We start from the raw sequence: 14,234 nt of genomic DNA, 5'->3' as shown, positions 1-14,234 counted from the left end.
AAAACACGAGATCCTTCTGGCTGCACCGAGGCGGCAAGCAAGTGAATCCCCAGGAACATAGATAACTATTTGACTGGGGTGAGCGAGCGTAGCCAACAAAGATGCAGCCTGAAGGGCGACGTGTTTCTCACCCGGCTCCCGGGTGAGAAAATTTCTCATCTTACCTCTCACACCAATAGATACTTCTCTGTGCCGTTTCGGCTACAATTATCAGCCATTTAACGACTAAGAGGCGGCAATGCGTCAGACGAAAACCGGCATTCTGTTAGCTAACCTTGGCACGCCCGATGCACCCACCCCGGAAGCGGTTAAACGCTATCTGCGCCAGTTCCTCAGCGACTCTCGCGTCGTTGATACTCCGCGCGCCCTGTGGTGGCCGATTCTGCGTGGCGTTATTCTGCCGCTGCGCTCACCGCGCGTGGCGAAACTCTATCAGTCCGTGTGGATGGACGAAGGCTCCCCGTTGATGGTGTACAGTCGTCAGCAGCAGCAGGCGCTGGCCAAGCGTTTACCGGACACGCCGGTGGTGCTTGGGATGAGCTACGGCTCGCCGTCGCTGGCAAGCGCGGTGGAAGAGCTGTTAACCCACAACGTCGATCATATTGTCGTCCTGCCGCTGTACCCGCAGTATTCCTGCTCAACCGTGGCGGCGGTGTGGGATGAACTGGCCCGCATTTTAGCCACCAAACGTCACATTCCAGGCGTCTCGTTTATTCGCGATTACGCCGACGATGACGACTACATCCAGGCATTGGTCAGCAGTGCCAAAGCCTCGTTTGCTGAACATGGCGAGCCGGATGTGCTGCTGCTCTCCTATCACGGCATTCCGCAGCGCTACGCCGACGAAGGCGATGACTATCCGCAGCGCTGTCGCGATACCACCCGCGAGCTGGCTTCGGCCCTCGATATTTCGCCTGACAAAGTGATGATGACCTACCAGTCGCGTTTTGGCCGTGAACCGTGGCTGACGCCATACACGGACGCCACGCTGAAAATGCTCGGCGAAAAAGGCGTGCAGCATGTGCAGGTGATGTGTCCGGGCTTCTCAGCAGATTGCCTGGAAACGCTGGAAGAAATCGCGGTACAGAACAAAGAGTTCTTCCTGGAAGCCGGTGGCAAAAAATATGAATACATTCCTGCGCTAAATGCGTCGGCTGAACACATCGAGATGATGGTTAATCTGACCGCACCCTACCGCTAGACAGCAGTCAGGGCAGCGAACGGGCGGAGAATATGCTACTATTCTCCGCTTATTCACAGCCACCTGACCGCATCCCATGAAATTTCCCGGTAAACGCAAATCCAAACATTACTTCCCCGTAAACGCCCGCGATCCGCTGTTGCAGCAGATCCAGCCTGAAACTGAAAACAGTGCTTCATGGGTGGTTGGTATCGATCAGACGCTGGTGGATATCGAAGCCAAAGTTGATGATGGGTTTGTCGCCCGTTACGGCCTGAGCAGCGGTCATTCGCTGGTAATTGAAGACGATGTGGCGGAAGCGCTTTATCAGGAACTGTTGAGTAAAGACTTGATTACCCATCAGTTTGCCGGTGGCACCATCGGCAACACCATGCACAACTACTCGGTGCTGGCCGACGACCGTTCGGTCCTGCTCGGCGTGATGTGCAGCAACATCGAAATCGGCGGCTACGCCTATCGTTATCTCTGCAACACCTCCAGCCGCACGGATCTCAACTACTTGCAGGGCGTCGACGGGCCAATTGGCCGCTGCTTCACGCTGATAAGCGACAGCGGCGAGCGTACCTTTGCGATTAGCCCTGGCCACATGAACCAGCTGAACCCGGAAAGCATCCCTGAAGATGTGATTGCGGGCGCGTCGGCGCTGGTACTGACGTCGTATCTGGTACGCTGCAAACCCGGCGAGCCGATGCGTGACGCGACCCTGAAAGCGGTGGAATACGCCAAAAAGCACGACGTGCCGGTGGTGCTGACGCTGGGAACCAAATACGTGATTGCCGACGATCCGGCCTGGTGGCAGACATTCCTCAAAGAAAACGTCTCGATTCTGGCGATGAACGAAGAAGAAGCCGAAGCGTTGACCGGCATTGCCGACCCGCTGCTGGCGTCTGACAAAGCGCTGGATTGGGTAGATTTAGTGCTCTGCACTGCCGGCCCGGTTGGGCTGTACATGGCAGGCTTCACCGAAGAAGAGAAAAAACGTCTGACCCAGCACCCGTTGCTGCCGGGAGCGATTGCCGAATTTAACCAGTATGAATTCAGCCGCGCGATGCGCCACAAAGACTGCCAGCAGCCGCTGCGTATTTACTCCCACATCGCCCCGTATATGGGTGGCCCGGAGAAAATCATGAATACCAACGGCGCAGGCGACGGTGCGCTGGCGGCGCTGTTGCATGACATCACGGCGAATAATTTCCACCGCAGCAATGTGCCGAATTCCAGCAAACACGCATTCACGTGGCTGACCTATTCCTCGCTGGCGCAGGTGTGCAAATACGCGAACCGTGTGAGCTATCAGGTGCTGAACCAGCATTCCCCACGCCTGACGCGCGGTTTGCCGGAACGGGAAGACAGTCTGGAAGAGTCCTACTGGGATCGTTGAGGTTTGGCGTAAGCCCCTCTCCCTGTGGGAGAGGGGACCGTCCGAACCTTCTTCTGTGGGAGAGGGCAGCAGACCGCAGTCCTCTTACCCCGCCACCACTTCACCTACCGCCGGTTTCTCCAGCAGCGTTAACATCGTATTGGCAATCTCACGCTCGCCCATCACCACCTTATTCGCGCCACGCTCGGTGATGTAATCCACCTCGTCGTCATAATGTGCGCGGGCAATAATCTCAATGGTCGGGCATTTCTCCCTGGCCGACGCGACAATCTCGCCCGCCTCGTAGCCATTCGGAATAGTCAGCAGCAGCCAGCGCGCGCAGTCCAGATGCGCCAGATTCATAATCTCTTCGCTCGCCGCATTGCCGAGCACCGCCCGGATGCCGCGCTCGCGCAGCTCATCGACGCGGGTGCGTGACGTTTCAATCACGACCAGTGGAATGCCCTGGGCCATCAGCTTCTCGCCAAGCAGGCTGCCGACGCGGCCATAGCCAACCAGTAGCGCATGATTACAGATATCAACCGGGATCTGTTTTTCATCCTCAATCGCTTCTTCGAGAGTCTGCTCGTCGAGGGTTTCGGTTTTATCGAGATATTTTTCCAGCACCGCAAACAGCACCGGATTGAGCATGATCGACAGGATCGCTCCCGCCAGCACCAGATTCTGCCCGGCTTGCGGCAGCAGGCCCAGCGCCATGCCGAGACCGGCAAGAATAAACGCGAACTCACCAATCTGCGCCAGGCTCGCGGCGATAGTCAGCGCGGTGCGCTGCGAATGCCCGAACAGACGCACCAGCAGAAACGCGGCGGCTGACTTACCGAAGATGATAATCGCCAGCGTGCCGAGCACCGCCAGGGGCTGCTCGATAAGCACCATCGGGTCGAACAACATCCCGACGGAGACAAAGAACAGCACCGCGAAGGCATCGCGCAGCGGCAGTGTATCGTGCGCGGCGCGATGGCTGAGTTCTGATTCGTTGAGCACCATCCCGGCGAAGAACGCGCCGAGGGCGAAGGAGACGTCGAACAGCTCAACCGCGCCAAATGCGATACCCAGCGCCAGTGCCAGCACCGACAGGGTGAACAGTTCGCGAGAGCCGGTGGCAGCGCTGCGGGCTAAAATCCACGGCACCAGACGGCGGCCTACCAGCAGCATCACGGCGATAAAGGCGATAACTTTGCCGATGGTCAGACTTAAGTCGAGCGCCAGCGTAGCGAAGCCCACATCGCCTTGTTCGGTCATGCTGGCAATCGCGGGCAGCATCACCAGCGTCAGCACCATCACCAGGTCTTCGACAATCAGCCAGCCGATGGCAATTTGCCCGCGCTGGCTGTCGACCAGCTGCCTCTCCTCAAGCGCACGCAGCAGCACCACGGTACTGGCGGTAGAGAGACACAGGCCAAACACAATGCCGGTCATCAGCGACCAACCTAATCCGGCAGAAAGCGCCACACCCAGCAGCGTGGCGACCGCAATTTGTGCGATAGCGCCGGGAATGGCGATGGCCTTTACCGCCATCAAATCCTTCAGTGAGAAATGCAGCCCAACGCCGAACATCAGCAAAATTACGCCGAGTTCCGCCAGTTCAGGGGCAAGTTTGGTATCGGCCACAAAGCCGGGGGTAAAGGGTCCTGACAGCACGCCGGCTAATAAATAGCCCACCAGAGGAGAAATACGCAGCTTGTTGGCAATCATGCCGAAGATAAAGGCGAGGACGAGCCCCCCTACAATGGTGGTGATTAGCGGTGTCGCGTGATGCATTCCGTCTCCTTTCGTGGCTGCTGGGTTCCATTTCTGGCCTAAAAAGCCAAAAAACCGATTAATAGTTTATGACAATTTTGACCATTCTGTTTATGAATAATTGTTGAATTTATAATAAAAAAGGAATTAGACGCAATAAACGCACAGATGGGAAAAGAATGGGACTCATGTGGAGAGAGGACTGATAAACCTTAGGGAAATGGCCGTCAGTATTTCAATCTGACGGCCAGAAAATCAGGCTTTATGACGATTGTCAGGCAGGAATATGGTCAACATCCCGAGTAAAGGCAGGAAAGCACAGATTTTATAGACCTCTTCGATGCTGGTGTGGTCGGCAACCACGCCCAGAACCGCGGCCCCAAGGCCACCCATGCCGAATGCAAAGCCGAAGAACAGCCCGGAAACCATGCCGATTCTGCCCGGTAACAGCTCCTGAGCGTACACCAGAATGGCGGAAAACGCCGAAGCGAGGATAAATCCAATGATCACCGTTAAAATTCCGGTCCATTCCAGCGTTGCGTAAGGTAAAATAAGCGTAAACGGCGCAACGCCGAGGATAGAGCCCCAAATCACGTATTTACGTCCAATTTTATCACCCACAGGCCCGCCAATCACGGTGCCAGCTGCCACCGCGAACAGGAAGGCAAACAGGTGGAACTGTGCATTCTGCACCGATAATCCGAATTTATGCATCAGATAAAAGGTGTAATAGCTGCTAATACTCGCCATATAGAAGTATTTCGAGAATATCAGCAGTAACAGGACGCTGACGGCCAGAATTACTTTGTTGCGTGGCAGCGGATTAACAATTTTCGCGACCGGTTTTCCCTTGTTCATCCGGTGCTGGGCGGCGTACCAGCGGCTGATCTGCGCCAGAACCACAATCGCCAGCAGCGCGGCGAGGACGAACCACGCCACGTTTCCTTTACCGTAGGGGGCGATGATCAGCGCCGCCAACAATGGACCCAGCGAGCTACCGAAGTTACCGCCGACCTGGAACAGCGACTGCGCCAGGCCATGACGCCCACCGGAGGCCATACGCGCGACGCGGGAGGATTCCGGATGGAACACCGAGGAACCTGTCCCGACCAACGCCGCCGCAAGTACCACGCCTTCAAAGCTGCCCGCCATCGCCAGCAGCACTAACCCGCTTAGGGTAAAGCACATGCCAATCGGCAATGACCACGGCATCGGGTATTTATCGGTCCAGTAGCCAACCACCGGCTGCAATAGCGAAGAGGTAAGCTGGAAGGTGAGGGTTATCATCCCAATCTGCACGAAGGTCAGAGAGAACTCCGATTGCAGCAGAGGGTAAATCGCCAGGATCAGCGACTGGATCATATCGTTTAGCAGGTGGGAAAGGCTGATTGCGCCCAGAATACCAAAGGAGGTTCTGGCCTTTTGCGGAGGCGCAGACGGGCCTGACAGCGTCGGACTGGTTTCACTGATTGCCATAGATTTCACTTAAGTAGTTGATTGCGATGTTGGGGAAAATCGACTCTGTAATAATTATCAGACTAAGATAACGGTGTCGGACGTTTGAAGAAAGTCTCAATTCTGAAAACATATTTGTCTATGATTGTTACTCATTGTAATTTCTGCACTTGTCATTCAGTCAGGGAGAGAGTCATGAAATGTTTGAAACGCGGTGTGGCGCTGGCAATGCTGGCAGCATGGTCGCTGACCAGCCTGCAAGTGCAGGCGTATGAGCAGGATAAAACCTACAAAATCACCATCCTGCATACCAACGATCACCACGGCCATTTCTGGCGCAGTGAATACGGTGAATACGGTCTGGCGGCGCAAAAGACGCTGGTGGACGGTATTCGTAGAGAAGTGGCCGCAGAAGGCGGCAGTGTACTGCTGTTGTCGGGCGGAGATATCAACACCGGCGTGCCGGAATCTGATTTGCAGGACGCCGAACCCGATTTCCGTGGCATGAATCTGGTCGGCTACGACGCGATGGCAGTCGGCAACCATGAGTTTGATAACCCTCTGTCGGTGCTGCGTCAGCAGGAAAAATGGTCTAAGTTCCCGTTCCTGTCCGCCAATATTTACCAGACAAGTACCGGCGAACGTTTGTTTAAACCGTGGGCGCTGTTTAACCGTCAGGGACTGAAAATTGCGGTGATGGGTTTAACCACCGACGACACCGCCAAAATTGGTAACCCGGAAAACTTCACCGATATCGAATTCCGTAATCCGGCCGCAGAAGCGAAGCTGGTGATTCAGGAACTGCAGCAAACGCAGAAGCCGGACGTGATCCTCGCCGCCACGCACATGGGCCATTACGACAACGGCAACCACGGCTCTAACGCCGCGGGCGATGTTGAAATGGCGCGCAGCCTACCCGCCGGTTCGCTGGCGATGATTGTGGGTGGTCACTCACAGAACCCGGTGTGCATGGCGTCAGAGAATAAAAAGCAGGTCGATTACGTGCCGGGCACGCCGTGCGCGCCGGATAAGCAAAACGGCATCTGGATAGTGCAGGCCCATGAATGGGGCAAATACGTGGGCCGGGCAGATTTCGAATTCCGCAACGGCGAAATGAAGCTGGTGCATTACCAGCTGATCCCGGTCAACCTGAAGAAAAAAGTGACCTACGATAACGGGCAAAGTGAGCGCATACTTTACACCCCGCAGATCCCGGAAAACCCGCAGATGCTCTCGCTGCTGACTCCGTTCCAGAACAAAGGCAAAGCGCAGCTGGGCGTGAAAGTGGGTGACGTGAATGGCCATCTTGAAGGCGATCGCAGCAAAGTGCGTTTCGTGCAAACCAATATGGGGCATCTGATTCTGGCGGCGCAAATGGCGCGCACAAACGCTGATTTTGCGGTAATGAGCGGCGGCGGGATCCGCGATTCCATCGAAGCGGGCACCATCACCTACAAAGACGTGCTGAAAGTGCAGCCGTTCGGCAACGTGGTGGTGTATGTCGACATGACCGGCAAAGAAGTGACGGATTATCTGACGGCGGTCGCGCAGATGAAGCCGGATTCAGGGGCGTATCCGCAGTTTGCGAACGTCAGTTTTGTGGCGAAAGGCGGCCAGCTTAACGACCTGAAAATCAAAGGCGAGCCGATTGACCCGAACAAAACCTACCGTATGGCGACGCTGAGCTTTAACGCCACCGGCGGCGACGGCTATCCGCATATTGATACCAAACCGGGCTACGTGAATACCGGGTTTATCGACGCGGAAGTACTGAAACAGTACGTCGAGCAAAACTCACCGTTGGATGTGAACACTTACGAACCGAAAGGGGAAGTGAGCTGGCAGTAGGTTGTCGTTGAAGAGATCCGTATTGTAGGCCCGGCAAGCATGCGCCGCCGGGCGATGACGTTTGCTGCCCGGTGGCGCAAGCTGACCGGGCCTACACCTTTCTGGAACATTAATCTCGTCGTGCAATATCCGCAAATTTCGCATCCAGCATCTTCGCCAAATCGCTTGCCGCTAACTCAATATCCAGCCCGCGTCTTCCACCGGAAATATAAATCGTTTCAAAGGCCTGCGCCGGAGCGTCAATCAGCGTTGGCAGGAGTTTCTTCTGCCCCAGCGGGCTAATACCGCCGACCAGATATCCTGTGATGCGCTGGGCGACCATCGGATCGGCCATATCGACTTTCTTCGCACCTAACGCTTTGGCGACTTTTTTCAAATCCAGCTGCGTCGCGACGGGTGTCACGGCGACGGCCAGATTTTTCATGTCGCCATTCATCGCCACCAAAAGTGTTTTATAAACCTGCTCCGCATTCAGGCCGAGTTTACGCACCACTTCATCGCCAAAATTGGTTTCATTCGGATCGTGATCGTAGCTGTGGAGCTGGAAAGAGATCGTGTTTTTTTCGAGTAACTTAACGGCGGGAGTCATAACCATCCTTCTTACAACCGGGGTGAACGGGGACCAGCATACGCCTGTAGATTGTCGAAAAAATAGTACTATCTTGCGCAATAGTGTTGGCAGTGATGCTGACTTTGAGCGACAATCTGAGGATCCGAAGTGCGAACTTCGGGATAATAATAACGATGAAATTCCTCTTTGACGGGCCAATAGAAATATTGGCCACTTTTTTATTTTTGCGTCGATCGCAGCATCGATGGCAAATTTCCTTCCCCGTATAAATGCAGTGCTCCGACGGCAACCACATAGCGCCCCGGCGGCAACGTGCGTAATTTTTCCCGCCAGGCCAGGTTTCGCTGATGCATCAACACGTCGTACAGCGAGTGGCTGAAAGTATTCGGCAGCGACGGCGTTTCGCCCGGCGGCTGCTCCATCCACCAACCAATCATCACCTGCAGCAAACGCGCATTGGTGTGCCAGTGGGTCAGGGTGTCTTCCAGCAGCGCCAGACCGTTGTCCGGCATATCACGCAGCAGCGCTATCTGGCTCTCTGCGCCTTCCAGTTCGATAACCTTGCGGTTTGCTTCCCGCGCGGTATTCAGCAGCTGATAATCAATCCCATAATCAGGACGTAAACCCAGCTTTTGCGCTTGCGTGGCCTGCAGCACCATCGCCACCTGCCACAGCGGCTGACTGTCGAAAAGCGGCACGGAAAGTCCGAGCTCGTCGGTCAGCTTTTCCAGTTGCTTGAAACAGGCTTCACTCAGACGCTCGCGCAGCGGCGGGTACGCAGGAAGATCACGAAACGGCGTCTCGCTGCCGGTGATATCGGCTTCGACGATCAGCGCATCGGCCTGCTGAATCAGTTTGATCAACCGCGGGGGCAGCGGTGACATATCGCGGGTGCCCATATGAATGCTACCGACCAGGTGCAACTGCTGTCCACCTGCCAGCGTGATGTCCATGCCGGGCCACGGATAACGGCCACGAAACAGGGCGCATAGCGAAGATTTTACGCGTTGAAACAGTCCCATATGCGCTCCATGAAGGTAAAAGATCATGCTAACGCGTCAGGGTTGGGCGCTCAATGCCTAAATCACCGCCAGCCCCTGTTTCTGGCAGGCGGTGTGCAACGGGTTATCCAGAGACTGTTCCACGATAAGCGTACTCGCCATGCTGAGTTCGCCAATGACAAATGCCGATGCACTGCTCAGCTTTTCCTGCGACGCCATCACTACCGTTTCGGCTGCACGCCCGGCCAGCGCGCGCTTGACGCAGGCTTCTTCGTAATTTCCGGTAGTGAAACCCGCATTCGAGTGAACGCCGGTCACGCCCATAAAAAACAGGTCTGCATTGATTCGTCCAAGTGATTCGAGCATGGCCGCGCCCATCGTAACCGCCGAATGCCGGAACAGAACACCGCCGAGCAAAATCACCTCAGCTTTTGGAAAATCCACCAGCGCAACGGCAATGGTTGGACTGTGCGTCACCGCGGTGAAGGGCAGATCCGCCGGCAGCTGCTTGACCAGCGCGTGGGTAGTGGTCCCGCCGTCGAGGATCACCACCTGACCGGGCTGAATCAGCTGCACAGCTTTTTCCGCCACTGCCTGTTTACTCCCAGATTGCACGTTTTTGCGCGTTTCTAACGGCGCAATAGCATCAGAAATCGGCAGCGCCCCGCCATGAACGCGCTGCAACAGACCTTCGGCCGCCAGTTCGCGTAAATCCCGACGGATAGAGTCCTCGGAGATCCCGAAATGCTGACTCAGTGCACCCGAATGGACCTGTTTGTCTCGCGTCAGGATTTGCAGGATCTGTTGTTTGCGTTGGCTGGCGAGCATTTAACACCTCATTCATGATTTTTCTTGATTGTGCATGATTATGCATGTTAGCGTTTTTAAAGTCATCTGCCGGAGATAAAACATGCAAAAAGCTCATGATCATGTACGCCATCTTGAAGTCCAACTGTTATCGGACAACTGGTACACCCTCAAAAAATACACCTTCGAACTACGTCGTCAGGACGGGACATGGCAGCAGCAAAACCGCGAAGCCTATGACCGGGGTAACGGCGCAACCATTTTGCTCTATAACCGCGAAAAACAAACGGTGGTGCTGACTCGACAGTTCCGCCTGCCGGTGTATCTGCATGACCAGAACGGTTATCTGATTGAGGCCGCTGCGGGTTTGCTCGATAACGCCTCACCGGAGCAGCGCATCATCGCCGAAGCGCAAGAAGAAACGGGCTTTCAGATTGCCGAGCCGGAGAAAATCTTTGAGGCCTTCATGAGCCCTGGCTCAGTGACCGAAAAACTCTATTTCTTTATCGCGGAATACCGCGAACAGGACCGAAGCGGGCAGGGTGGGGGCATTGAGTCCGAAGGCGAAGATATTGAAGTGCTGGAATGGCCGCTTGAGAAGGCACTGGCGGCGGTTCTCAGCGGAGAAATTCAGGATGGCAAAACGATTATGTTGCTGCAGTATCTGGCCCTTAACGTGATGAATTAAGGGCCCGATGAGGCTTTACGCTTTCGGTTTAAACCGCAGCAGGCGGTTAGCGTTACTGACCACGGTGATGGACGACAGCGCCATCGCCGCACCTGCGACCACCGGATTGAGCAGCGTTCCGGTCAGCGGCCAGAGGATCCCGGCGGCAATCGGAATGCCGAGTGAATTATAAATAAACGCCCCCAGCAGGTTCTGCTTCATGTTACGCAGCGTCGCTTTGGAGATAGCCAGCGCATCGGCCACGCCAACCAGGCTATGACGCATCAACGTGATGGCCGCCGTTTCGATGGCAACGTCGCTGCCACCGCCCATCGCAATCCCCACTTCCGCTTGGGCTAACGCCGGGGCGTCGTTGATACCGTCGCCGATCATCGCCACTTTCCGGCCTTCCGCCTGCAATTTTTTAATCGCTTCGGCTTTGCCGTCCGGTAATACGCCGGCAATCACCTCGTCGATGCCCGCTTCTTTGGCAATCGCCTGGGCGGTTATCGGGTTGTCGCCGGTCAGCATCACCAGGCGATAGCCTTCGCGGTGCAGTCTTTCCAGGGCGGCTACGCTGTCAGCCCGCAGCGGATCACGAATGGCGAACAGCGCCGCCGCTTTGCCGTCGACCGCCAGAAGTACCGGTGTCGCGCCTTTGGCTGCCTGAGCCTCAAGCTCTGCATCAATATCCGTGGTAGCAATGTGCTGCTCATTCAGCAGCGCCTGATTCCCCAACAGTAATGCGTGGCCTTCGGCTTCACCACTCACGCCCAGACCCCGCAGGGTACGGAACGCAGAAATCTGTGGCAGCTGCGTTTCACCGGCTTTTTCAATAATGGCATGAGCCAGCGGGTGGCTCGACCCTTGCTCAAGCGCGGCCGCCAGACGCAGGGCCTGCGCTTCATCCATATCACCGTAAGTTTTCACCGCCACGACCTGCGGTTTGCCTTCGGTCAGAGTGCCGGTTTTATCAAACACCAGCGTATCCAGTTCGCTGGCGCGCTGCAGCGCATCGGCGTCGCGCACCAGTACACCGTATTCTGCGGCGCGACCTACTCCGGCGATAATCGACATCGGCGTTGCCAGCCCTAATGCGCACGGGCAGGCGATGATCAGCACCGTAGTGGCAATCACCAGTGTGTAGACAATCTGCGGCGCCGGGCCGAAGAAATACCAGATTGCAGCGCTCAGTAACGCGATGGCGACCACCGTCGGGACAAAAACGGCGGAGATGCGGTCAGCCAACTGGCCGATTTCCGGTTTGCTGCTTTGCGCCTGGCGCACCATGCGAATAATACGCGACAGCGTGGTGTGGCTACCGACCGCACTGGCTCGGAACAGCACGCTCCCATCCTGCACGACCGTCCCCGCGTGAATATAGTCGCCGTCACTTTTTTGCTGCGGAACCGGTTCGCCGGTCAGCATCGCTTCGTCAAACCACGCTTCACCCTGAGTGATGTCACCATCAACCGGAACGCGGTCGCCGGTGGCCAGACGCAGCGTCATGCCCGGCTGTACGTCTGCCAGCGGCACTGATTTCTCACCCTCTTCCGTTACGACGCGAGCGGTCGGCGGGGTCAGATCGAGCAGTTTTTCCAGCGCTTTAGAGGAACGCTGGCGAGCACGAGCTTCGAGCATATGGCCGAGGTTAATCAGACCGATGATCATCGCGCTGGCTTCATAATAAAGATGCCGGGCCTCCATCGGGAACCACTGCGGCCACAAGTTCACGCTCATCGAATAGAGCCAGGCCACGCCGGTACCGAGGGCGACCAGCGTATCCATGGTCGCGGTGCGATTCTTGAGGCTTTTCCATGCGCTGGTATAGAAGTGGCCCCCGGCGAAAATCATTACGCCGAGCGTTACCAGGCCAATCACCAGCCACAGGGAACGGTTGGCGTCGGTGACCATCATGTTGTCGCCGATCATTCCCCAGACCATGACCGGTACGCCAACCAGCAGCGCGACAATCGCCTGCCAGCGGAACCGTTTCATGGTGGCGACGGCGGTTTCCTGCTGACGCTCGCGACGCTTCAGATCATCCTCAATCGCTTCAGCGCCGTAGCCCGCTTTTTCCACCGCCTGCACTAAATCGGTGGCGGCCGCACTGCCGAGTACCAGCGCTGTGCGTTCCGCCAGATTGACCCGTGCCTGAGTGACGCCCGGAACGGCAGCAAGCGCATTCTGAACCCGGGAGACACAGCTGGCGCAGCTCATACCGTTGATCAGCAGCTGTTGGCTGTCATCAAGGTCATCGGCTGCCGGAAGCGCTGAAGGGACCGCTGTCAGTGCTTCCGACGGGAGTGATGACTCTGTCAGCGGGTTAGCCTTTGGGTGGCTAAGCTCCGCCCCGTATCCGGCTTGTTTGATGGTGTCGATCAGCTGCTGCGCACTGGCACTGCCGGTGACACGCGCTTCTGTGGTCGTCACGTCTGCTTGAGAGACGTCCGGACGCTGCTCCAGACTTTCTTTAACGCGTTTTACGCAGTGACCACAGGTGAGGCCGTCCAGCGTAAGATCAATAATTTGAGACATATTCATTCTCCTGATGGATTAGCCGACAAACCGCGTCGACACTGTTTCTTTCTATCACTGGACTCAAGCTTAAACCTTCCATCAAGGGGAAGGTCAAGCGGGTTAACTCCTTCTACCAGCACATTTGTTGCTTTGCCTGGGATATTTCAGTGAATCAAAAAAAGGAGAAATTACTCAGAATTGTTTTAGGGTTTTTATGAATGTTGTATAGGGATTTTCTGGTGTTTCTAAACATGGAGTAAGTAAACATGTGTGAAAATTCTTAAAATCACTTAATTCGAATATGTAAAGTCCATTAATGGATGCATTAAAATAGTAAATTACATATTGAGCTACCCTGCAGGTCAGTGATAATGGGATTGTTAAGATTTAATGTATGGATATTTAACTTGCACTTAATGCTTGGATTAATACATTTGCACGTGCTTTACGTTTCTTGTTAATACTGGTAAAAGTACAGCGCTTGCTTATATGTAAGCATCTTGCCCACTACAGGAAATGATATATTCAGGAGATGAATTAAAATGGCAGACTCATTCCAGGCTGAAATACCAAAAGCCCGTGTTAATATTCAACTGTCGCTGCATACCGGTGGCGCACAGAAGAAAGTTGAGCTTCCGCTTAAGTTGCTGACCGTGGGTGACTTCAGCAATGGCAAGGCCGAGGGGCCTCTGTCTGAGCGCGAAAAGATCAACGTTAATAAAAATAATTTCAACAGCGTTCTCGCTGATATCAATCCCGAAGTCAGTCTCACGGTGAAAAATACTCTCGCCGGAGATAATTCAGAAGAAAATGTGAAGCTGGCATTTAAAGAGATGAAAGACTTTGAGCCAGAGCAGATTGCCCGCCAAATTCCACAGCTGAAAGCGATGCTGGCCATGCGTAACCTGCTGCGTGATTTAAAATCCAATCTTCTGGACAACGTGACTTTCCGGAAAGAACTGGAAATCATCCTGAAAGATCCCGCATTAAGCGATGAATTACGTAACGAGTTGAATGCGCTCGCTCCGGGCCAGAAATAATTA

11 protein-coding genes are annotated in these 14,234 nt (G+C 55.2%); 5 read left to right on the top strand and 6 right to left on the bottom strand.

What is annotated here, in order from left to right:
* Positions 1 to 238: 238 nt before the first annotated feature.
* Positions 239 to 1,201, top strand: a complete 963-nt coding sequence (gene hemH / locus A8O29_RS17500) for a ferrochelatase (RefSeq protein ID WP_125353463.1) — start codon at positions 239 to 241, stop codon at positions 1,199 to 1,201.
* A gap of 76 nt (positions 1,202 to 1,277) precedes the next feature.
* Positions 1,278 to 2,582, top strand: a complete 1,305-nt coding sequence (locus tag A8O29_RS17495) for an inosine/guanosine kinase (RefSeq protein ID WP_125353464.1) — start codon at positions 1,278 to 1,280, stop codon at positions 2,580 to 2,582.
* Positions 2,583 to 2,666: 84 nt separating this feature from the next.
* On the opposite strand, the gene ybaL is transcribed toward A8O29_RS17495, so the two are convergent.
* Together ybaL and A8O29_RS17485 are read right to left on the bottom strand one after the other, a co-directional pair.
* Entirely contained in the window at positions 2,667 to 4,343 is a 1,677-nt protein-coding gene (gene ybaL, locus A8O29_RS17490; RefSeq protein ID WP_125353465.1) for a YbaL family putative K(+) efflux transporter, read from the bottom strand.
* Positions 4,344 to 4,577: 234 nt separating this feature from the next.
* The gene (locus tag A8O29_RS17485; protein WP_125353466.1) at positions 4,578 to 5,798 is read right to left on the bottom strand and encodes an MFS transporter; all 1,221 of its coding nucleotides are present in this window, start codon (positions 5,796 to 5,798) and stop codon (positions 4,578 to 4,580) included.
* 174 nt (positions 5,799 to 5,972) lie between these two features.
* Here A8O29_RS17485 and ushA point away from each other — a divergent pair, with 174 nt between their 5' ends.
* Positions 5,973 to 7,625, top strand: a complete 1,653-nt coding sequence (ushA, locus tag A8O29_RS17480; protein WP_125353467.1) for a bifunctional UDP-sugar hydrolase/5'-nucleotidase UshA — start codon at positions 5,973 to 5,975, stop codon at positions 7,623 to 7,625.
* Positions 7,626 to 7,734: 109 nt separating this feature from the next.
* On the opposite strand, the gene ybaK is transcribed toward ushA, so the two are convergent.
* From ybaK to A8O29_RS17465, 3 genes are all read right to left on the bottom strand, one after another.
* Entirely contained in the window at positions 7,735 to 8,214 is a 480-nt protein-coding gene (ybaK, locus tag A8O29_RS17475) for a Cys-tRNA(Pro)/Cys-tRNA(Cys) deacylase YbaK (RefSeq protein WP_125353468.1), read from the bottom strand.
* Between the two features lie 200 nt (positions 8,215 to 8,414).
* Positions 8,415 to 9,218 (bottom strand): TraB/GumN family protein, encoded by an 804-nt coding sequence (locus tag A8O29_RS17470; protein WP_125353470.1) that lies wholly within the window; start codon positions 9,216 to 9,218, stop codon positions 8,415 to 8,417.
* A gap of 57 nt (positions 9,219 to 9,275) precedes the next feature.
* Positions 9,276 to 10,025: a DeoR/GlpR family DNA-binding transcription regulator gene (locus tag A8O29_RS17465; protein WP_125353471.1), complete on the bottom strand. Its 750-nt coding sequence runs from the start codon at positions 10,023 to 10,025 to the stop codon at positions 9,276 to 9,278.
* Positions 10,026 to 10,107: 82 nt separating this feature from the next.
* Here A8O29_RS17465 and A8O29_RS17460 point away from each other — a divergent pair, with 82 nt between their 5' ends.
* Positions 10,108 to 10,692, top strand: a complete 585-nt coding sequence (locus A8O29_RS17460; protein WP_125353472.1) for an NUDIX hydrolase — start codon at positions 10,108 to 10,110, stop codon at positions 10,690 to 10,692.
* A 15-nt stretch (positions 10,693 to 10,707) separates the two neighbouring features.
* Here the strand turns inward: A8O29_RS17460 and copA are convergent, their stop codons facing one another.
* On the bottom strand, positions 10,708 to 13,209 hold the full coding sequence (gene copA / locus A8O29_RS17455; RefSeq protein WP_125353473.1) for a copper-exporting P-type ATPase CopA: 2,502 nt from the start codon (positions 13,207 to 13,209) through the stop codon (positions 10,708 to 10,710).
* A 524-nt stretch (positions 13,210 to 13,733) separates the two neighbouring features.
* Between copA and tssB the strand changes: the two genes are divergently transcribed.
* Positions 13,734 to 14,231 (top strand): type VI secretion system contractile sheath small subunit, encoded by a 498-nt coding sequence (gene tssB / locus A8O29_RS17450; protein WP_125353474.1) that lies wholly within the window; start codon positions 13,734 to 13,736, stop codon positions 14,229 to 14,231.
* The last annotated feature ends 3 nt before the right edge of the window (positions 14,232 to 14,234 follow it).

This window comes from Scandinavium goeteborgense, from assembly GCF_003935895.2.
Taxonomy (GTDB): Bacteria; Pseudomonadota; Gammaproteobacteria; order Enterobacterales; family Enterobacteriaceae; genus Scandinavium; species Scandinavium goeteborgense.
The sequence above is the reverse complement of the archived record's forward strand: the minus strand, read 5'-3'. Positions and strand labels throughout refer to the sequence as shown.